Raw genomic sequence first — 20,423 nt, forward strand, 5'->3', positions numbered from 1 at the left:
TACTTCCTCGCCCTTGATTACAGCATCCAAATATTCTTGAGGCACGCCAAGTGCGCTCGCTAAACCCTGAAGTGTCTTACGATTAATTTTGGCTGTAAGCCCCCGCTCAATCTTCCCCACAGAGCGACGCTAGTCCCAGAGGAATTAGCATTACTGAATCAAAAAAATGATGAGAATAGGTTAGGTTTTGCTATATTGCTGAAGTTTTTTGAGATTTATGCCAGGTTTCCTCTTAATAATCAAGAAATCTCCATAAGCGTTGTTAATTATGTTGCCAAACTTTTAGATATTCCCCCAGAGAAGTACTCTTACTACGATTGGCAAGGACGCTCCATAAAATATCATCGCGCTCAAATTAGAGAATTCTTTGGATTTCGAGAAACCAAAGTTAGCGATGCTAAAGAGTTAACTAATTGGTTAGCTGAACAAGCATTAATTTATGAGTTAAAATTTGAACAGCTAAAACTTGCCGCCATAGCGAGACTACGGAATTTAAAACTTGAACCCCCAACAGATTCCAGATTAGAACGTATCATTCGCTCTGCTATCAAGAATTTTGAATCTAAATTTTTTCGGGACATAACTTCCCAACTATCTCACCAATCTAAAAAGTGGATAGATGATTTTTTGAAAGAGAAAGCTTCAGATCAGGAATTAGATGATATCACAGAAGTAAATCATGATAAACAACTGAATAATCCGAGAGATATCCAATTATGTCAACAGTTAGATAACACGAACAACTCAGAAATCAGCACTGAAATTCCCATATTAACATGGGCTGAATTAAAAACAGACCCAGGCAGAATTGGTGTAGAAAGTTTTCAAAAAGAAGTCGCTAAGTTAGAGATTTTTGAGCAATTAGAATTACCAGCAGACTTATTTAAAAAAATCCCTACCAAAGTTCTCCAAGTCTATAAAAGTCGAGTAGTAGTTGAACATCCTCGTGACTTACGCCGTCACCCAGAACATATCCGCTACACACTATTTACAGCTTTTTGTTGGCTCAGAAGTCAAGAAGTTATAGATAATTTAGTAGAGTTACTCATCCAGATTGTGCATCGCATAGGTGCCAACGCAGAAAAACGTGTAGATAAAGAACTTATTCAGGATTTTAAACGGGTTCATGGGAAGAATAATCTCCTATACCAAATGGCAGAAGCTTCTTTAAAAACACCTGATGGTACAATCAAGGATGTGATTTTTCCTGTGGTAAGTGAGGTAACTCTTAAGAATTTAGTGAAAGAGTATAAATCTACAGGGAATGCTTACCGTGAGAAAGTTTATACGGTAATGCGCTCTTCTTATGGTGGATATTATCGCCGAATTTTACCGTTAATTTTAAACAAGCTAGAATTCCGTTCAAATAATGAAGTTCATCGTCCAGTTATTCAAGCGATATCAATACTTAAAAAGTATGCTGATAGTAAACAACGTTATTATGATGCAGGAGAAGATATACCCATTGATGGGGTATTACGTAGTGGTTGGCAAGAAATTATCTTAGAGACGGGAGCAGACGACGAAATCAAAGTTAATCGCATTAATTATGAGTTGAGCGTGCTGCAAGCATTGAGAGAAAAGCTCAGATGCAAGGAAATCTGGGTTGTAGGCGCTAATCGTTACAGAAACCCTGAAGAAGATTTACCTGCTGATTTTGAGGCGCAAAGATTAGAATATTTCCAAGCATTGAAACAACCCTCAGATGTGGAAGTCTTTATTGCTAATTTGCAAAAGCAGATGGATGAAGCATTAACTTTATTGTCTAAAGGAATACTTAAGAACAAATTAGTCACAATTAAAAACACAGGTAAAAGTCGAATTTGTGTTTCTCCTCTGAATCCTCAAAATGAACCTGCTAATTTGACTCGCTTAAAAAGTGAAATTACTCGACGTTGGCGGATGACTAGCCTCTTAGATATTCTCAAGGAAACTGATTTACGAGTAAATTTTAGCCAACACTTTCGGACTGTATCAACCAGAGAGGTTTTAGGCGACTATACTTTACAAAAACGCTTGTTACTTTGTTTATATGGTTTAGGAACGAATACTGGATTGAAGCGTTTAAGCGATGAGATTAAAGGCGATAATTATCAAGATTTACTCCATGTCAAGCGTCATTTTATTCAGAAAGAACAATTACGCAATGCTATTGCCTGTGTTGCAAATGCAATTTTTACTGCCAGAATTCCCACTATTTGGGGAGAGGGTACAACCGCCTGCGCTTCTGACTCGAAAAAGTTTGGTGCTTGGGATCAAAATTTAATGACTGAGTGGCACATCCGCTATGGTGGACGGGGTGTGATGATTTATTGGCACGTTGAGAAGAATTCTGTTTGTATTTACTCGCAGTTAAAAACTTGTTCTTCCTCTGAAGTTGCAGCCATGATTGAAGGATTATTACGCCACTGTACTGAAATGAAAGTGGAGACAAATTATGTAGATAGTCACGGTCAAAATGAAGTGGCTTTTGCTTTCTGTCATTTACTGGGTTTTCAGTTAATGCCCCGTCTTAAACGTATAAATGTTCAGAAATTATACCGCCCGTCAACTGGAAATAATGATGCTTATCCAAACTTGCAACCGATTTTAACTCGCGCTATTAACTGGGATTTAATTCGCCAACAATACGACCAGATGGTGAAGTATGCTACTGCTTTGCGTTTGGGTATGGCAGAAACTGAAGCCATCTTGAAGCGTTTTACTAGGGGTAATTTATTACACCCTACTTATCAAGCCTTGGCGGAATTAGGCAAGGCTGTAAAAACTATATTTTTATGTAAATACCTGCATTCGGTTGAACTGCGACAAGAGATAAATGCTGGACTAAATGTCGTGGAGAACTGGAATAGTGCTAACAGTTTTATTTTTTATGGCAAGGGTGGAGAGATTGCTACTAATCGTTTGTCCGACCAAGAATTAGCTGTGTTATCTCTGCATTTGCTCCAGATATCTTTGGTATATATAAATACTTTAATGATTCAGGAGGTTTTGTCCCAATCACAATGGATGCGGTTGATGAAGTTGGAGGATTTGCGGGCGCTTTCCCCTTTAATTTGGGGTCACGTTAATCCCTATGGTACTTTTCGTTTGGATCTCAATGTCAGGTTGCCAATTGAGACGGGGTGAATGTGTCTAAAAATACGCTTTGTTCGTATATCCAAGAAGCTTATAGTCTGAAAGCCTTTCATAGCAGTACTTTCAGCCTATCTTGCCCCTGGTGACAGCTTCGCTAGATCTACGCCATATAACGAGTCAGTTGCAGACGATATCTGTCTTTTTTGGTAATCGCAATTTCCCCAACTTCTAAACGTCCCTTACCACGAATGGCTATTAAATCACCTGTTTTGACTTGAGAACTAGCTTGAGTGATTTCTTTCCAATTGACGCGCACATCACCACCATCAATTAATTCCACCATTTTACTGCGGGACATGCCAAACCCAGCTGAGGCGATCGCATCTAATCTTAAGGAAGCTTCAACGGTGGTTAATTCTTTTTTCTTCGGTTCTCGTATTTTTAATTCACTTAAGTCAATGCGTTGAGTTTTAACCGGAACTGAACGCACTTGCTTGAGGTTCATTTCTAAAAATTCCACCAATTCCGGTACGACAATCGCCTGCGCTCCCCGTTCGCCTAGTACAATAATATCCCCAGTCTTTTCACGGATAATACCAGTTCCTAACATCGCGCCTAAAAAGTCCCGGTGAGTCGCAGTATCAAAGAGAAAATTACCAGCAATATCTAATGCTGCGATCGCCACTTGAGATAAATCTAAAGGAAGTTCCGAACGTGCGATCGCAATTCTTTGGCGTTCTGCTTGCGGATATCCTCCCCACACCTGTAATTGCACCTCAGTTAAGCGACTAAATATCCGTTGAACTTCCGCCAACTCTGGAGGAGAAACAAAATCTGTGAAGACAACTTCCCAAGTTTTAATCGCCTGTTCTGCTTGATCAATGACACGAGCAACAGTATCTCTATTTTCAATACCTTTTAAAAGTTCTTCTCTTGGTAACATTATTAAATAATTATGTTAATGGTGAGTAGGGGCGTAGACGCGATAACGGCTTCTCCTAGAGTACGGCCGCTCGCCCGTATAGTGGTTAGTGGTGATTTTTTCCATAGACGCGATCGCGACTTCCCACAGGGTACAACAAACAAACAAAACCTACTCTTTATAACCCTGAATATTTTCTGGCTCAAATTGACGTAAAATCCGAGTTGCTTGACGGTGAACACTTTCAGAACCTTGTACCACTATTAAGTATTTACCTTCATTCAAGCGGTTGCGGTAGGGTAAAGCATCGCCACTACCAGCAATTAACCCAACTCCACCACCAACAAATACACTACCTAAAGCACCACTCGCTGCTCCTAGCAATCCCCCTACTACATGATTACCAATTTCACCCGCCCAAGCAAAAGTATCTAACCCGGTGATCAGGCTGAAAGTTGTTCCTGCAAAAAATCCAAAGGGTATTAGCCAGAAAGCCATGAGTCTTGCTTGTTTTTGAGCTACTTCTTTGGGATCAATTAAGCCAAACTCATCGGCACTTTTATAACCCTTACCGAGAATTGTACTTTTTATGCCTTCTTTTTCTAAGGCTAAGTAAGCTGCTTCGGCTTGAATACGGTCTGCTAATACGGCAATAAGGTAATTCATTTATATAACAAAAGTTGTCTCAGTTAAAATTTGCTCTATTTACCAGGGTATCAGTGGTCAAAGTTAAAAAGTAAAAAGTAAAAAGTAAAAAGTAAAAAGATAATCCTCATAAATAAATTGAGGGGAAATAACCACGGACATAGCAACTTCGGTGCGGGAGCATCTCATAGACGCGTAGCGGCTTCTCGGAGAGTAATAAATGTTTTCCTGATCGTTCCATAAATAAATTTAGGGGCTTAGTACCAGCACTTTTTCTTAGGAAGTGCCTTTTGAATGAGTGACTTTTGCCTTGTTTGGTCAAACATCAAAGGTCAATTGTCAATGTTAACTAATAAAAATTTTTGACGGATGGACAATTGACTGTGAATTCTATATTTTTATTCCAAAACTTCATCTAGTGGTTCACAAAAAGAGTTTACACCTTGTTTGAAGACATACATCAAAACTGGTGTTGCTAAAATCTGCGGAAATGTAGATATTGATTTTATCTGTGCCATCAAGCTTTGGACTGAACCTTGGAGCAAATCTTCGCGAAATCTCTGTTCACAAATCAGAGTACGCCACTTTTTCGCCAAAGCATCTAACCACTCTGAATTACCTGTTTCTGGTTGTTGTCCAGCTCGAATAGCTAATGTCATTGCTGCATCTTCCAGATCGCCATCACAATCCTCAATTACATCCAGTGCTTCCATCACTGTGGGATATTCTGCGAGTTGAGAGCGAAACTGTGCTATTTCTTGCGCTGTGACTTTTGTCATAAAAACGTTTTCCTAGCCGAGGAATTGACCACTCAGCTTATGTTATTCCAAATTTGACTGAAAAATTCAATCCGTAACTTAGTTGAAATAAATGTATTGATTTTTGTAGTTAGTAGAGGGGTACAGCTGGCCTACACAGATGAACCATATCAGACAACATAGGCGATCGCCTCAATTTTCCTTGTCTCCTACCAAACTCTTCAACGCCAACAAACCAGCACCATAAGCAGGTTCATATCTTGGCAAAATAACTTTGGTAGCAGGAAATTTCTTCACAACAGATGCTGAAAATCTTTCATGCATCTTGCATTCACCTTGCCATACACTTCCAGTTGTGACTATTTCCAAAACATCACCAGAATTAAAAATAGCATTAATAACTGTAGAAGTTGCTTTAACTAACTCTTGCACAGCACCGTCAATAATTTGATTCGCGATTTCATCACCTGCGGTGGCTGCATGATCAATAATTGGTGCTAAAGCTGCTATTTCTTTAACACCCCAACCACGCCGATATATAACTTCAATTAAATCTTCTATATTTGCTAAACTGAGATACTGCTTTAAATCCTCTACAATTCTGGTTTGCATCTCACGTCCATCATAAGATTTTAAAGCCGCTTGCATACCAGCAACAGCAATTTTATAGGCACTACCTTCATCTCCTAAAAGATAACCCCAACCCCCGACCCTTTTAATATTTCCTTGCTGATTTTGACCCAAAACTATAGAACCAGTGCCAGCAGCAACTACAATTCCTACATCATCCCCGATTCCACCAACCAAGGCGATCAAAGCATCATTTGCGATGATGATATTAGATGATTTTAATGACCAGACTATAGGAATACAACCACTATTTTGCAAATAGTCTACAATACTTTTGATAATTTTAATATCGACGGGACGACCAACACCAGCTAATCCCAAACAAATAGCTTCTACTGTGACATTCTCAATTTTATTTAAAGCTGTAATAATTGCAGTTTGAATAGATGTGATAGCTGCTTCAACTCCGATAACTTGATAATTAGATGCACCTGCTTCACCACGATAAATTACTTCTTTTTGATCATTCATTAAGACACAAATTGTCTTACTTCCACCACCATCTATTCCTAAAACATAGCTCATATTATTTGAGATATTAAAATTAAAAAATAATATGGAATGGGGATTGGGGAAGGTAGACTCCACCTTCCCCAATCCCCCATCCTTGCCAAATCAAAACCTATTTTCATACTCAAATACTGCCTGAGTATCACCAGATAAATCAGTGGAAGTACGCAGACGTAATTCGGAATTAAAACGGTAATTAAAACCAAATTGTGGTGGTTCGTCACTCGTCAAAACTTTGAGGGCGGAAAAAGAAATATTACGCGAAACATCAATCCCTGCTTCCGCAGCCAGATCCATTGAAAAAGTTCTCTTTGTTGCTTGTGGATTATCAGGATCATCGGAAGCGACAGTCGGAAACACACGTAGTTCACTTAAACCAAAAGCGTTTCCGATTTGGTTAAAAGTTCGTTGAATATTCAAAGCCGAACCCGCTAAATTCACAAGTCCTAAAGTGCTATCCCCACGTCCTAATGTTTGTACAAAACCACCTCCAAGTAAAGCAACTAATTCTGTTTGATTGCGGGGAGGATTGCTGGTGAGTTCGAGATTTTGGTTGAGTTGGTTAGCTGGCCCATCGATTCTGGCTTCAACCCGGACTGTATTTACAGGTTCAAAGGACGTAATGATTTCATCACTGATTTCAGAGGAAAAAGGTGAGGTAGTTACTTGGGAGGGATTGACATCTAATACGTTAGCAAAAAGGCGGATGTCTAAATCAGGATTTTGATTTCCTCTAAAAGTCGCTTTATTTTGATAACCACGGGCGAGATTAAATTGAGTAGTAAATAAATTTACATCTCCGCCCCGTAGCCGAATAGTTCCTTCTGGTTTTGGATTATTAAGTGAACCATTGACTTTCAAAGAACCAGTAGCGCCAAAACTGAGAATAGGTGGTAAGGCAATTTCTACATTTTTACCTAATACCAACTCTAGGTTATTAAATTGTGTTACTGTATTACTATTTTCAGATTTTTCTGGCTTATTTGTTTTGGCATAAGTAATTTCTTGACCATTATTGCCTGCATTTATAGCGTTGTTAGCTGATTCTGTAATTAGAACCTGACCATTAGCTAGTTTGAGATTACCACCAATTACTGGACTTAAGGCAGAACCAGTAATCTGCAAATTACCACTCACTCCTCCTTGATACCGTCCCTTCAAATTCACTGCTAACTTATTCAAAGACACAGTAAAGGGATTATCTATTTGTTTTTGTGAGTTAGTGAAAATGGGAATTTCTCCCTTAGCCACTACATTTCCCTGACTAAAATTACCATAGAGACTTTCAACTCTAATCCGGTCAAAATCAAACTGAGCCTTTCCTGTGACATCAGTCAATTTTCCTGGTAAAGCCTGCGCGGAAAATGTGGCATTTTTGACAGCAGCAATACCATTGACTATTGGCTGTTCTTTTGTTCCGCGTACAGTAAGATTGACTTGTCCTTCTCCGTTTTCAAAAGCCACCTGATCGGTGAACAAGTTTAAAATTGCTAAACCTTGGTTTTTCACCTGCACATCCAGATTGATTTGATTACTATCTGGTGCTGCACTAGCAAAAGGTAATTTAGCAGGAACACTCCCAGTAATAGTAACAGGTTCTGATCTGGCAACTATGAGGTTACTGCCAAAATTTAAGCGTCCATCGTTATAACTAAAACTAGCAATAGCCGATTCTATGCCTTTTCGATTCAGAGTTCCTTGTGTAACTTGCAATTCTCCTTTGGCTTGGGGATTTTTGATACTGCCTGCTAAAGTTGCTGTAGCGTTGATATTACCTGTTGCACCCACTGGTAAATTGACATAATTACTTAAAATTTCCAAAGGGAAATTTTTCACCCGTAGCTGGCCAGATTGTTCTGTACCGCCAATATTACCTGTAAAGGCAAGCAGTTTATCTTCAGATTCCAGGCGCAGAGGTAATAACCTGAGAATACCATTTTCAAATTTACCGCGAGCGATGATTTGCTCTACTGTATATCTCCGATTGGGTTCGCTTTTTCGTCCCCAGACAAAGTTTTGACCATCTAATTTAAAGTCTGCTGCTATTCCGTTTGCTGTAGCAGTATCAAGATTAATTTCACCGTTAAAAGTTCCTTGTAAATCTGCTAAATCTGGTACTAAAGAAGCATCACGCCGTTGTTGTTGCTGTTGAGCGATGAGTGCTTTAATTTCCGAAAAGCGTCGGATTTGATCTAATACAGGTTGATTTCCTAAACCTACTGGTACGGTGTTGAGGTCACTCGCACTACCATAGGTTGGCGTAGATGTTAAGCGTTGAAAATCTTGTAGTTCAAAAAACTGGAGTGTTGTTAATATATCTTGGATTTCACCTTGCCTGATATTGAGTTTGCCTTTGATTTGGGGAGTTGTAGCTGTGGGTGTAAACTCACCAGTGAAAGCATAGCGACTGTTTCCTTTAATAAAGGCGCTATTGTTCAGGCTGACTTTACCAGCTTCATAGCGGAATTGAGCTTGTAAGCGATCGCCTTTAATTCGACCAAGTTGCGGTTGTGCGATCGCCGCATCTCCAACTACTGCTAATGTATTTTGATTAATTTGAAAATCTCCACTCAGAGAACCTGTTACTTCTCCTTTACCCAAATAAGTATTCGCAGGTACTGGCAAATTCAATACTTTTAAGGGAAAATTTTCGATTTTTGCGGCTAAATTTTCACCCTGTGCTTGACCAGTTGCCAAAGCTTGTTGCCATTTCACAGCGAAAGAATTAGGACGATTATTGGCATCAAGATTGAGAGCAATTTTATCACGCTTGCCAGCGACATCCAAATTTAAACCACTTTCTGGCATTGATTGAATGTTACCATTTAACGCTGACTCAAAAGCCAATTTATTCACCTTTAAGTCTCGTAGTGCTAGTTTTCCTGCCAAATTTGGTACAGGTAAATTACCAGTTATTTGCCCATTAAAATCAGCTTTTCCAGCCAAATCTACAGATTCAGGCAACTTTAACGGCAACTGTTGCAGATTGTAATCTTGGGCTTTGACGTCAAGACTCAACTCCGTAATTTCCGGTATGCCAGCTTGATTAGTATTGGCTAATATGTAACCACTGGCATTTAACCCAGGGGCTGTTGCTCGTTCAACGAGCAACTTTTCTCCATTCCAGCCGACAACCGCACTCAGTGGTCGATCAATCCCCGCTAGACCTTGGGAAAAGCTTACCTTACCTGTTGCCCGTACATCTGCTAAGTTAGAACTTGCCAAATTTCCAGTCACTTGGGCTTTACCGCCAAATTCACCTTCTAACTGCTGCTGAAACCGATTTAATGCCACACCCGCAGCATTCACTACAGCCTGATAGCGACCGTTAGCGACTTGGATATTTGTGGCTGTGAAAGTGCCATTAGCAACATTGAGTTTTGCTTGACCTTGAGCTTGAATTGTCTCTGGTTGAAAGGACTCGACGGAACCAGCGACGTTGAACTGACCAGTGACTGAGCCGTGTAATTGCGGTATTAATGGTGTTAATTGTTGTAGTGGAGCGTTCTTTGCTTGCAGTTGTGCCTGATAAACACCGCTAGCCACTTGAATATTTGTAGCAGTTACTGTACCACTGCTAACAGCTAAACTGGCTGAACCATTTCCACGTAGGGTTTTGAGGTCAAAATTATTTGTATTACCCGATATTTGAAATGTACCGGCCATCGCAGCTTGTAATGCTGGCTTTAAGGCGGGTGCTGGTTTTTTCAGTAAATGCACCAATCTCACACCATCCGCCACAAGTTTGGCAGAAAAACTATTTTCCCCTAGCTGAATATTAGAAACTGCCACTGTGCCATTTGCGACTTTAACTTTAGCATTCTCGGTACGAATCTTAGCCAGTTTCCAGGGTGCGGAACTACCAGAAAGAAACAGACGACCGTTGAAGCGGGCATCATCAAGATTGATATTTTCTAGTTGTTTGGGGTTGACAAAAGGTTCTACTTGTACACCATTAGCATCAGCCACAGCTTGCCAATTCTGGTTATTCCAACTGCCAGCAGCCTGAACTTTACCACCAGCGACACTCAAAGCAACATTACGGAAATTAAGAGTGCGATCGCTATTGACCACAACTTCACCAGTGGCGGGATACTGGGCTTGGGGGGCTTGGAATTGTACTGTTGTTTGCACATTGTCGGTATTACCAGTCATCTGGGCTGTACCAGAGACAGTACCAACTTTTATAGTCGGTTGAGAGTTATAAAGAAGAGCGATCGCATCACCAGGAACATTCTTAGCAGATAAATTAAAATTCAAACGAGGTACTGTCCCTAACTCAACTTTGCCAGTACCCGTTACATCACCACCAACTTTAGCTTTACCTCGAATGTCTTTAAAGACAATGACTTCATCTTTTGGTGCAAACTCAAACTTGCCACTCGCATTTTCAAAATCAACTTTATCAATCTGGGCTGTCTTGTGAGTGGTAACAATGCCTGTAATCATCGGATCGGTTGTTTTTCCTGTAAACTGCAAATCTGCTTGCAATTCCCCAGTTACAGGTACAGGTAGTTTGAGTTTAAGAGTTTCTTGTACATTAGCGACATTGACACCATTCACACGCCCTGCCAACTTATAACCAGCATTGGTGTCAATAATACCGTTAGCGATTAATGGGATTTTGCCGTAGCTGCCGATCACATTGTCAAGTTTAATTTCTGTACCTTGAAAGCGCAGCCTCCCTTGAGAATTGAAAAACGGTTGTGGAACTTTCGGAACTTGAAACCGAACCGTTTGCAAATCAACACTACCAAATAAAATGGGCGGCTGAGTTTGCCCAATTTGAAACTGCATCTGCAAATCGCCATTGACTCGACCAGCTTCTAACACAAGTGGTAACTTAACTAAGCGCGTCACATCAGAGGCTAGTAACTCTTGTCCACGTATTTGTAAATTTGTAGCCCATGTCTTGGGACGAATATCTCCTTTCAAGCCAACATTACCACCACTGTTTGGTTTTCCTGTCAAGTCCAACCTAATTACCTGGTTGTTTTCTAACAGTTGGGCAGTTCCGCTTATTTGTGAAAATGGAACTGGAGAGGAGAGGGGAGAAGATGTGATGACGCCGGAATTACCAGACGTGGGGAGTTTTTGATTTATATTCCCCCTGTCTTTTTTGTCTTCTATATCTCTCTTGCGTGGTGCTAATATCAACTGGGCATTGCGGAACCGTATTTTATCTAAATCTGTTTGAATTAGTTCGCCCTGACTTCGTTTTTTGATCGTGGTTGTCAGCCAACGCCCTTGTTGATCCTGTTCCACGTAAACGTCTGGATTGACTAGGGTGACATCCAACTTTAAGTGATGCTTAAAAACTAACTGTAATGGTTCAAAACCAACTTCTACAGCTTCGACTACAACATGATCTGCATCTGTTGGTGTCGCAGGAATAGCTGAAGCCCCAAACTGTACTCCTGTCAACGAAAATCCTTTAACTTCTCCAAGCTTGACTGGACGATTGAGTGTAGTAGTAAGATTTTTTTCTGCTAACGGTGTTAAATCTTTCTGAATAAAATTCCACAACCGCCAAGCACCACCGACAAATCCTATTATTAAAATGCCACCTAAAGCAACGCCACTACGACCCAACACCAGCAACCATAAACGTTTGTTGCTAAGGCTAAGGCTAAGGATTGGAGATTTACAATTTTGCTGGGGAGACTTACTCATGGGGTTTTAGTTTATTATTAGCCGAGTTGGAGAGGCACACTAATCGTTCATCATCTTAAACATTGACGGGTGTAAGTCGGGAAAAGTTTAAAGGTGAAAGCCTGAGTTCCTTGACATTTTCACCTAGTCCTGTCGAGGTGTAACCTTCAAAGCGTAGTTTTCTTTGTGTCTTAGTGTCTACCCTGCGCTTAGGCGCGTAGCGACTTCTGCAAATAGCCGCTACCGCGTCTATGTAGTGAAAAAATAAATTTTAATTTAACCACAAAGGCACTTCCAAGCAGGAATTGTTGAGATTTGCTGACAAGCAAACCTAAATCCCAGCAACAATTTGTTCATAGTTAACAAACTATGTGGATTATGTGGATTATCGATCCTAAGTTAAAGAAAAAAGGCATTAACCTATACCACTTAATTTAATTTCTAAAATTTAAAATCGGTATACCTAGTAATACTGGTATGGTTAGCATGATTTAAGACAACATTTTAGTATAAATTAATTTAAGTATACAAAATGATATCAATTCACTTTTTAATTCCTGTTGTGGCAATACCTTGAATCAATTGACGCTGACCAAGGAGAAATAACAATAAAATAGGTACAGTGGCTATAGTTACTGCCGCCATTAGCAAAGGCCAGTTATTGGTAAATTGCTGCTGAAACTCAGCCAAAGCTAGCTGTACAGTTCTCAATTGGGGTTTTGTAGTAAATACTAACGGCTTAAATAGATCATTCCATTCACCGATAAAGGTGAACAAAAACAACGTTACCAACGCTGGACGTGCTAGAGGTAAGATTATTTGCCACAAAATTTGTAAACGGTTAGCCCCGTCTATTGCTGCTGCTTCTTCCAACTCTACAGGAATTGTTAAGAAATATTGCCGTAACAAGAAGATACCGAAACCATTAGCTGCTGTTGGTAAAATCAAAGCCCAGTAAGTGTTAATTAGATGTCCCCATTTCAATACCAGAAATATAGGAATCACGAGTAATTGAAAGGGAATCACTAGTGTTGCTAACACAAACAATAGCAATGCTTGTCTACCGCGAAATTTCAGCCTTCCTAGAGCATAACCTGCCAATGCAGAAGTCACAATCTGAAAACCTGTAACAGCCAATGCTACCAAAGTAGAATTAGCAAATGCCAGCAATAATTTACCTTGTTGCCAAGCTTGACGGTAGTTATCTAAAGACCAACCGTTTTGAGGGAACAGAGTAGGAATAGTTCCAGACTGTGCAAAAGATGTCAAGAAAACTACAAAAAGGGGTAATAAGACAATCAACGCCCCTAACAAAAGTATTCCCAAACTCCATAAAGAGGGAGATTTAAGATTCCAGAGTGGCTTGGACATGAACTAAATTAAGATCCAACCATTTGTTTTTTGTTATGAGAGTAAAGCTCATTCTACAGGAGCTACACTAATGCTCCCAGCAACAGCTAATCTATAACTATAAGTGACTTGTTAAGTTAAATTAAACCACAGTGAGTAAAAATAAGGATGTAAGGATGAAATCAGTAAACAGTTATCAGTTATCAACTAGTAACTGGTAATTGGTAACTGATAACTGATTTCATGACTGTAGACATACCCTCCGGGAATTCACACTCTGGGTGTTTTACGCCCTGAGATCACCATTGCCCTACTTTTATAGGGTTAAATACAATTTTGGTATCCAATGTATCATATGTTCAGGAGTGAACGTACAATGCAGCAGCTAGCAAATCAACCTGAAATCGATTTCAAGAGCGAAACCTATAAAGACGCTTATAGTCGGGTTAATGCAATCGTGATTGAAGGGGAACAAGAAGCGTATGAAAATTATCTGAGACTTGCTGAACTGCTGAGTGAACACAAAGATGACCTAATTCGTCTTTCCAAAATGGAAAGCCGTCACAAAAAGGGATTTGAAGCTTGTGGGCGCAATCTCCAGGTAACGCCAGATAGGTCGTTTGCTAAACAATTTTTTGCTCAATTGCATCAAAATTTTCAAATAGCAGCACAAGAAGGCAAAATCGTTACTTGCTTGCTAATTCAATCTTTAATTATCGAATGTTTTGCGATCGCAGCATATAACATCTATATCCCTGTAGCTGATGATTTTGCTCGTAAAATTACTGAAGGTGTTGTTAAAGATGAATACAGTCACCTAAATTTTGGAGAAGTTTGGTTAAAAGAACACTTTGAAGAATCAAAAGCTGAATTAGAAGAAGCAAACCGCCAAAATCTTCCTATTGTTTGGCAAATGCTTAACCAAGTCGCTGATGATGCCGAAGTATTGGCAATGGAAAAGGAAGCGTTGGTAGAAGATTTTATGATTCAGTACGGTGAAGCCTTAAGTAATATTGGCTTCAATACCCGTGATATCATGCGTCTATCTGCCTACGGACTCAGAGCTGCGTAATCCCAAGGTAAAAGTTAAAAGGAATAAGGTTAAGACTTTGACCGTGCCGATTTTAGATGCGTGGATTTTGGATTGAAGTCAATCTAAAAGATTGAAAATCTAAAATCTAAATACTGATTGGCCTTTTAACTTTTATCTGCTCTCGGTATGAATCAGTATTCAGAATTTTTAAGGGTTAGTAATTTTTTTCCACTAACCGCTCTAATTTTAGATGACTGATTGAAGATTGTTTTTTTGGTATAAGACCATTGCTCAAATTCCAAATCTAAAATCTAAAATCCACGCATCCAAAATTCACTGCCACCACGCTTTTAAAAAAGCATACGCCTAATAAAATAGTTCATGTTTGGTCTAATCGGACATCTTACTAGTTTGGAACACGCACAAGCGGTAGCCAGAGACTTAGGCTATCCGGAGTACGCAGATCAAGGTCTAGATTTTTGGTGCAGCGCTCCGCCCCAGATTGTTGATCACATCACTGTAACCAGCGTCACTGGTCAGAAAATAGAGGGAAAGTACGTAGAATCGTGCTTTTTGCCGGAAATGCTGGCAACCCGTCGAATTAAAGCAGCTACACGTAAAATCCTTAATGCTATGGCTCTTGCTCAAAAGCATGATATAGATATTACGGCTTTGGGCGGGTTTTCCTCGATAATTTTTGAAAATTTTAATTTAGAGCAGTTCAAACAAGTCCGCAACATCGAACTAGAGTTTGAACGCTTCACCACAGGAAATACACACACTGCTTACATTATTTGTAGACAGGTAGAACAGGCATCAAAACAATTAGGAATTGAATTGTCGAATGCTACTGTTGCTGTGTGTGGAGCCACTGGAGATATTGGTAGTGCCGTTTGTCGCTGGTTAGACGCAAAAACAGATGTCAAGGATTTACTGCTAATTGCTCGTAACCAAGAACGCCTCACAAACTTGCAAGCAGAATTAGGACGGGGAAAAATCCTAGCTTTGGAAGAAGCATTGCCCCTTGCTGACATTATAGTTTGGGTTGCTAGTATGCCCAAAGGTATGGAAATCGATCCGACAGAGTTGAAAAAACCCTGTTTGTTGATTGATGGCGGCTATCCAAAAAATTTAGCTACTAAGATCCAGCATCCTGATGTGTATGTTCTCAATGGTGGCATTGTGGAGCATTCTCTTGATATTGATTGGAAAATCATGAAAATTGTCAATATGGATGTTCCAGAACGGCAGTTGTTTGCTTGTTTTGCTGAATCAATGCTGCTGGAATTTGAGAAGTTGCATACGAACTTCTCTTGGGGACGTAATCAGATTACCGTAGAAAAGATGGAGCAGATTGGTCAAGTCTCGGTAAAACACGGATTTAGGCCGCTTTTGGTGTAGGGATTGGGGACAAGGAGGACAAGGAATTTGAGATTTTAGATTTGCGATGCGTGGATTCCAATCTAAAATCCAAAATCCCCAATCCCTGATCCCCAATCCCTGATCCCCAATCCCCATTACCCCTTATCCCCAGAGGGGGCCCCACCTTCCCCAATCGCTAATCCCTCATCTCTATTCCTAAAATATGGCAACTACTGAACGCAAACCATTATTGCTGGATTTTGAAAAGCCTTTAGCAGAATTAGCAAACCGGATTGATCAGATCCGTCAACTTGCGGAAGAAAATGGCGTCGATGTTTCTAGTCAAATTCGTCAACTGGAAACACGTGCTATGCAATTACGTGAGGAGATTTTTACTAGCTTATCGCCATCGCAGCGCCTGCAAGTCGCTCGTCATCCTCGTCGCCCCAGTACTCTTGATTACATTCAGGCTATTACTGATGAGTGGATGGAGTTGCATGGCGATCGCTGTGGTTCTGATGATCCAGCTTTAATTGGTGGTGTTGCTCGTTTGGGAGGGCAACCTGTGGTAATGTTGGGTCATCAAAAAGGACGTGACACGAAGGATAATATTGCCCGTAATTTTGGTATGGCAACCCCTGGGGGCTATCGCAAGGCGATGCGATTAATGAAACACGCCAATAAGTTTGGGATGGCTATTCTAACTTTTATTGATACGCCGGGAGCCTTACCCACTGTGGTAGCTGAACGACAGGGCGCAGGAGAAGCGATCGCTTATAATTTGCGCGAGATGTTTAGCCTGGATGTACCAATTATCTGCACTGTGATTGGTGAAGGTGGTTCTGGTGGAGCGCTCGGTATTGGTGTTGGCGATCGCGTACTCATGTTTGAACACTCGGTTTATACTGTGATCACCCCAGAAGCTTGTGCTGCTATTCTTTGGAAAGACGCCAGTAAAGCTTCCCAAGCAGCAGCAGTTCTCAAAATGACTTCCCACGACCTGAAAAACTTGGGTATTATTGACCAAATTTTATCAGAACCAATTGGCGGCGCTCATTCTGACCCTCTTAAGACTGCTCAAACTCTCAAAAGCGCTTTATTAGACAATCTAGATGAATTGGGTAGTTTCAGTGCTGCTGAACGTCGGCAACTACGCTATGAGAAATTCCGCAAAATTGGTGTTTTTACTGAAGTTTCCCACTAAGGATACTGAAATTTTTGATTAGCATAACAGCAATGCTATAATTACCTATGGTTCTTAAAGATTTTTAACAATCTTTTTAACCATAGGCATCGACGTTATTAGCAAATCAACTCAGTTTCAAGAGTGATTTGTATTGTTTGTGCTGTTGGCAATAACCAAAACAAAGGGTGGGGCGTTTGTTCCCAGACAAAGATCCCGACTTTGTTTGGAAAAATAGACTAAGTATATACATGCACTGGAAATGAATAATAGCATTTGTCAGGCATAATTAATCAAATTTTTAGATTTGCTTAATCTTAGGAGTAAATTTAGAGATTTGAATAAAGTAAGTGGCAATGTAATTTTATCTGCCAAAGAATTTGGAATGCATAGCATGAGTTTTGAGCATAAACAACGCGCCCTGATTACCGGGGCAAGTAGTGGTATTGGTAAAGCAACTGCTTTGGCCTTTGCAAAAGCAGGAGTTGATGTTGCCTTGGTGAGCCGTTCTGTTGATAAGTTAGCTGTAGTAGCAGAAGCAGTGCAGCACACAGGAGTGAATGCAAAAGCTTATTCTGTGGATTTGGCTTGTGTAGACCAAGTGCAAGAACAAATTCAGGCGATCGCTCATGACTTTGGTGATATAGATATTTTGGTCAATAATGCTGGCATGGGTCATATTGCTAGTCTGAGCCAGACTTCCCTATCTGACTGGCAAAGAGTGCTAGATTTAAATCTCACCAGTGTGTTTCAGTGTATTATGGGAATCTTGCCGGAAATGCGCGATCGCCAAACAGGCACCATCATCAACGTTGTATCAATTGCCGGTAAACAAGCGTTTCCCAATTGGGGGGCATACTGCGCTAGCAAAGCAGGTCTTCTAGCTCTTTCTCAAACTTTGGCACAAGAAGAGCGTCCCCACGGTATCCGCGTAACTGCTATATGTCCTGGTGCAGTCAATACCGAACTCTGGGATACTGTCGGCGCTGACTTTGACCGCTCAAAAATGCTATCTCCAGAAATTGTTGCCCAGTCGATTGTATACACTGCATTGTTGCCACAGCAGGCAGTAATTGATGAGTTGACACTGATGCCTAGTGTTGGCGTCCTTTAACAGTTATCAGTTATCAGTTATCAGTTCAGGGTAAACACTGATGACTATTCGTCGTTAACTGTTTTCATCGCACATTAAAAAGTAAAAAGTAAAAAGTAAAAAGATAATCCCCATAAATAAATTGAGGGGATTTGTAATGAACGTCTTATTTCTCGCGCTATGCGTCTGGTAGACGCGTAGCGGCTTCTCGGAGAGTAATAAATGTTTTCCTGATCGTTCCATAAATAAATTTAGGCGGCTCAAGACCATTTTTCTTTTTCTTTCTTTTGCTTTTTAACTTTTTACTTTTGCCTTGTTCGGTCATTCATATTCCAAACTTATTCAAGACTCATACCATGACTATTGCTAGCTCCAACGGTTCCAATCGTTTTCAATCTCCTTTAGTTCCCGATTTCACAGAAGCCATTACCAGTAGACCTGATCGCAACACTCATGATGGGCGACAAGCAGAGTTGCATCCGCCGCAAGAAGAACAAATGGAGCAGATGGTGGAAGCAGTGCGGACACTACTGTTGGGTGTAGGAGAAGATCCAGAACGCGAAGGACTACTGAAAACACCAAAGCGGGTAGCAGAAGCCATGCAGTTTTTAACCAGTGGCTACAACCAATCCTTGGAAGAAATCGTAAATGGAGCGATTTTTGACGAGGGACATAGCGAGATGGTGTTAGTCCGAGATATTAGTGTTTTTAGCTTGTGCGAACACCATATGCTGCCATTTATGGGCAAAGCTCATGTTGCTTATATCCCGAATCAAAAAGTCGTCGGATTGAGTAAGCTTGCTCGTATTGTTGAGATGTATTCTCGTCGCTTGCAAGTACAAGAAAGATTAACGCGCCAAATAGCCGAAGCGGTTCAGACTATCTTAGAACCCCAAGGTGTTGCTGTTGTCATTGAAGCCACTCATATGTGCATGGTGATGCGGGGTGTACAAAAGCCAGGTTCATGGACTGTCACTAGTGCAATGGTTGGTGTATTCGAGGAAGAACACAAAACCCGTGAAGAATTCTTCAATTTGATTCGTCACCAAGCGGCGATATTTTAGGGATAGGCGATCAGGGATTAGGGATTGGGGATTGGGGGACAAGGGGGACTTACCAGTTATCAGTTATCAGTTATCAGTTATCAAATTAAACTGGTCACTGTTAACTGTTAACTGATTCATGCCCTATACCCGTTCCCTAACCTCTCAAATAACTCAGCTACTTTTTCCAAATCTTTGTCTCCAGGTGCGCGTTCTACTCCACTGGATAGATCAATACCATTGGGATTTATTTGATTAAGAGCTTCTAAAATGTTATTTGGTGTCAGTCCTCCTGCTAAAAACCAAGGGCAACTGGGCTGAAATTGTTGTAATATCTGCCAATCTAAAGTTTTACCAGTACCACCGAGATGCTGAGGATGATAGGCATCAAGTAACAGTGTATTTACGCAGAGATTGTAGATAGCTGCTTTGTCTAAATCTGCTGCTGCGCGTATCCTTAACGCTTTAATAATTTCTATCTGGGGTAGAGAGTCACGCAATTGTTGACAAAATTCTGGTGATTCATCTCCATGCAACTGCACCCCTGTTAAACCACCATCAATAACAGTCTGCCTGATTTGTTCAACAGACGTGTTAGCAAATACACCTATGGTGTCAATTTGCTTTGGCAGGTTTTCTACTACCGCCCGAATTTGACCGCTATTAACATAACGGGGTGAAGTGTTAACACAAATAAATCCCAATGCTGTCGCACCCAAATCAGCGATCGCTTTTCCTTGTTGTGGTTGAGTGATACCGCAAATTTTAATTCGCATAAAAATTTCCGAGATTTTTCCAATACAAAAAGTTAGTTTTTCCCAGGCAATCTTATAATTTGTGTGGTCTACATCAATTTTTTTCTATAGGAGACAAAAGCTTGATGTCATCAATCTTACTAGCAGCCGCCGCCACAGTTCCTCCAACACCCGAATGGAGTCCTACAGTGGCACTGATTATTAGCATCAGCTGTTTAGTTGTTGTTTTGCTAACTTTCAGGATTGAAAAGCCCAAAGTTGGCCCAAAAATGCCTGGACTACCCTTGAGTATTCCCGCCTTCATCGCCGCTATGGCTTTTGGTCATGTGATCGGCGTTGCTATTGTTTTGGGATTGACTAATATCGGTAGAATCTAGAGCTAACTCAGGAATGAGGATACACCACTTGA

The 20,423-nt window shown here is 40.5% G+C and carries 15 protein-coding genes; 7 read left to right on the forward strand and 8 right to left on the reverse strand.

The annotated features are described in order from the left end of the window. The first annotated feature begins 81 nt into the window (after nucleotides 1–81). A complete protein-coding gene (locus AC5JMK_RS27875) occupies nucleotides 82–3,129 on the forward strand; it encodes a Tn3 family transposase (RefSeq protein WP_495911475.1) in 3,048 nt (1,015 codons plus the stop codon). 109 nt (nucleotides 3,130–3,238) lie between these two features. On the opposite strand, the gene AC5JMK_RS27880 is transcribed toward AC5JMK_RS27875, so the two are convergent. The 6 genes from AC5JMK_RS27880 to AC5JMK_RS27905 form a co-directional block, all read right to left on the reverse strand. After that, nucleotides 3,239–4,021: a photosystem II electron transport protein, Sll1252 family gene (locus AC5JMK_RS27880; protein WP_495911468.1), complete on the reverse strand. Its 783-nt coding sequence runs from the start codon at nucleotides 4,019–4,021 to the stop codon at nucleotides 3,239–3,241. A gap of 150 nt (nucleotides 4,022–4,171) precedes the next feature. Then, nucleotides 4,172–4,666 (reverse strand): hypothetical protein, encoded by a 495-nt coding sequence (locus AC5JMK_RS27885; RefSeq protein ID WP_096675705.1) that lies wholly within the window; start codon nucleotides 4,664–4,666, stop codon nucleotides 4,172–4,174. A gap of 377 nt (nucleotides 4,667–5,043) precedes the next feature. Next, on the reverse strand, nucleotides 5,044–5,424 hold the full coding sequence (locus AC5JMK_RS27890; RefSeq protein WP_096675707.1) for a hypothetical protein: 381 nt from the start codon (nucleotides 5,422–5,424) through the stop codon (nucleotides 5,044–5,046). A 171-nt stretch (nucleotides 5,425–5,595) separates the two neighbouring features. Then, nucleotides 5,596–6,558, reverse strand: coding sequence for an N-acetylglucosamine kinase (locus AC5JMK_RS27895; protein WP_096675708.1), 963 nt, complete (start codon nucleotides 6,556–6,558; stop codon nucleotides 5,596–5,598). A gap of 90 nt (nucleotides 6,559–6,648) precedes the next feature. Next, complete coding sequence (locus AC5JMK_RS27900; RefSeq protein WP_495911469.1) at nucleotides 6,649–12,216, reverse strand: translocation/assembly module TamB domain-containing protein; 5,568 nt, start codon at nucleotides 12,214–12,216, stop codon at nucleotides 6,649–6,651. Between the two features lie 522 nt (nucleotides 12,217–12,738). Next, a complete protein-coding gene (locus AC5JMK_RS27905) occupies nucleotides 12,739–13,566 on the reverse strand; it encodes a carbohydrate ABC transporter permease (RefSeq protein ID WP_495911470.1) in 828 nt (275 codons plus the stop codon). 355 nt (nucleotides 13,567–13,921) lie between these two features. On the opposite strand from AC5JMK_RS27905, the gene AC5JMK_RS27910 reads away from it, so the two are divergent. The 4 genes from AC5JMK_RS27910 (at nucleotide 13,922) to AC5JMK_RS27925 (ending at nucleotide 18,237) form a co-directional block, all read left to right on the forward strand. Then, a complete protein-coding gene (locus tag AC5JMK_RS27910) occupies nucleotides 13,922–14,617 on the forward strand; it encodes an aldehyde oxygenase (deformylating) (protein WP_096675711.1) in 696 nt (231 codons plus the stop codon). A gap of 342 nt (nucleotides 14,618–14,959) precedes the next feature. Next, nucleotides 14,960–15,979, forward strand: a complete 1,020-nt coding sequence (locus AC5JMK_RS27915) for a long-chain acyl-[acyl-carrier-protein] reductase (RefSeq protein ID WP_096675712.1) — start codon at nucleotides 14,960–14,962, stop codon at nucleotides 15,977–15,979. 184 nt (nucleotides 15,980–16,163) lie between these two features. After that, complete coding sequence (locus AC5JMK_RS27920; protein ID WP_096675714.1) at nucleotides 16,164–17,144, forward strand: acetyl-CoA carboxylase carboxyltransferase subunit alpha; 981 nt, start codon at nucleotides 16,164–16,166, stop codon at nucleotides 17,142–17,144. Between the two features lie 373 nt (nucleotides 17,145–17,517). Continuing rightward, nucleotides 17,518–18,237 (forward strand): SDR family oxidoreductase, encoded by a 720-nt coding sequence (locus AC5JMK_RS27925; RefSeq protein WP_096678914.1) that lies wholly within the window; start codon nucleotides 17,518–17,520, stop codon nucleotides 18,235–18,237. Nucleotides 18,238–18,394: 157 nt separating this feature from the next. Here the strand turns inward: AC5JMK_RS27925 and AC5JMK_RS27930 are convergent, their stop codons facing one another. After that, nucleotides 18,395–18,541, reverse strand: a complete 147-nt coding sequence (locus AC5JMK_RS27930; protein ID WP_495911471.1) for a hypothetical protein — start codon at nucleotides 18,539–18,541, stop codon at nucleotides 18,395–18,397. Nucleotides 18,542–18,572: 31 nt separating this feature from the next. Here AC5JMK_RS27930 and folE point away from each other — a divergent pair, with 31 nt between their 5' ends. Next, nucleotides 18,573–19,280, forward strand: a complete 708-nt coding sequence (folE, locus tag AC5JMK_RS27935; protein WP_096675715.1) for a GTP cyclohydrolase I FolE — start codon at nucleotides 18,573–18,575, stop codon at nucleotides 19,278–19,280. Between the two features lie 116 nt (nucleotides 19,281–19,396). Here the strand turns inward: folE and AC5JMK_RS27940 are convergent, their stop codons facing one another. Further along, on the reverse strand, nucleotides 19,397–20,035 hold the full coding sequence (locus AC5JMK_RS27940) for a phosphoribosylanthranilate isomerase (RefSeq protein ID WP_096675716.1): 639 nt from the start codon (nucleotides 20,033–20,035) through the stop codon (nucleotides 19,397–19,399). Nucleotides 20,036–20,139: 104 nt separating this feature from the next. Between AC5JMK_RS27940 and psaK the strand changes: the two genes are divergently transcribed. Beyond that, nucleotides 20,140–20,391, forward strand: coding sequence for a photosystem I reaction center subunit PsaK (gene psaK, locus AC5JMK_RS27945; protein ID WP_096675717.1), 252 nt, complete (start codon nucleotides 20,140–20,142; stop codon nucleotides 20,389–20,391). Nucleotides 20,392–20,423: the final 32 nt, after the last annotated feature.

It is taken from the genome of Pelatocladus sp., assembly GCF_059505505.1.

Bases quoted from the DNA above. Each gene is read 5' to 3' on its own strand.
- AC5JMK_RS27905 (WP_495911470.1), bottom strand. From the start codon at position 13,566: ATGTCCAAGCCACTCTGGAATCTTAAATCTCCCTCTTTATGGAGTTTG.
- AC5JMK_RS27900 (WP_495911469.1), bottom strand. From the start codon at position 12,216: ATGAGTAAGTCTCCCCAGCAAAATTGTAAATCTCCAATCCTTAGCCTT.
- AC5JMK_RS27920 (WP_096675714.1), top strand. From the start codon at position 16,164: ATGGCAACTACTGAACGCAAACCATTATTGCTGGATTTTGAAAAGCCT.
- AC5JMK_RS27915 (WP_096675712.1), top strand. From the start codon at position 14,960: ATGTTTGGTCTAATCGGACATCTTACTAGTTTGGAACACGCACAAGCG.
- AC5JMK_RS27880 (WP_495911468.1), bottom strand. From the start codon at position 4,021: ATGTTACCAAGAGAAGAACTTTTAAAAGGTATTGAAAATAGAGATACT.
- AC5JMK_RS27930 (WP_495911471.1), bottom strand. From the start codon at position 18,541: ATGACCGAACAAGGCAAAAGTAAAAAGTTAAAAAGCAAAAGAAAGAAA.
- AC5JMK_RS27925 (WP_096678914.1), top strand. From the start codon at position 17,518: ATGAGTTTTGAGCATAAACAACGCGCCCTGATTACCGGGGCAAGTAGT.
- AC5JMK_RS27895 (WP_096675708.1), bottom strand. From the start codon at position 6,558: ATGAGCTATGTTTTAGGAATAGATGGTGGTGGAAGTAAGACAATTTGT.
- folE (WP_096675715.1), top strand. From the start codon at position 18,573: ATGACTATTGCTAGCTCCAACGGTTCCAATCGTTTTCAATCTCCTTTA.
- AC5JMK_RS27890 (WP_096675707.1), bottom strand. From the start codon at position 5,424: ATGACAAAAGTCACAGCGCAAGAAATAGCACAGTTTCGCTCTCAACTC.
- AC5JMK_RS27940 (WP_096675716.1), bottom strand. From the start codon at position 20,035: ATGCGAATTAAAATTTGCGGTATCACTCAACCACAACAAGGAAAAGCG.
- psaK (WP_096675717.1), top strand. From the start codon at position 20,140: ATGTCATCAATCTTACTAGCAGCCGCCGCCACAGTTCCTCCAACACCC.
- AC5JMK_RS27910 (WP_096675711.1), top strand. From the start codon at position 13,922: ATGCAGCAGCTAGCAAATCAACCTGAAATCGATTTCAAGAGCGAAACC.
- AC5JMK_RS27885 (WP_096675705.1), bottom strand. From the start codon at position 4,666: ATGAATTACCTTATTGCCGTATTAGCAGACCGTATTCAAGCCGAAGCA.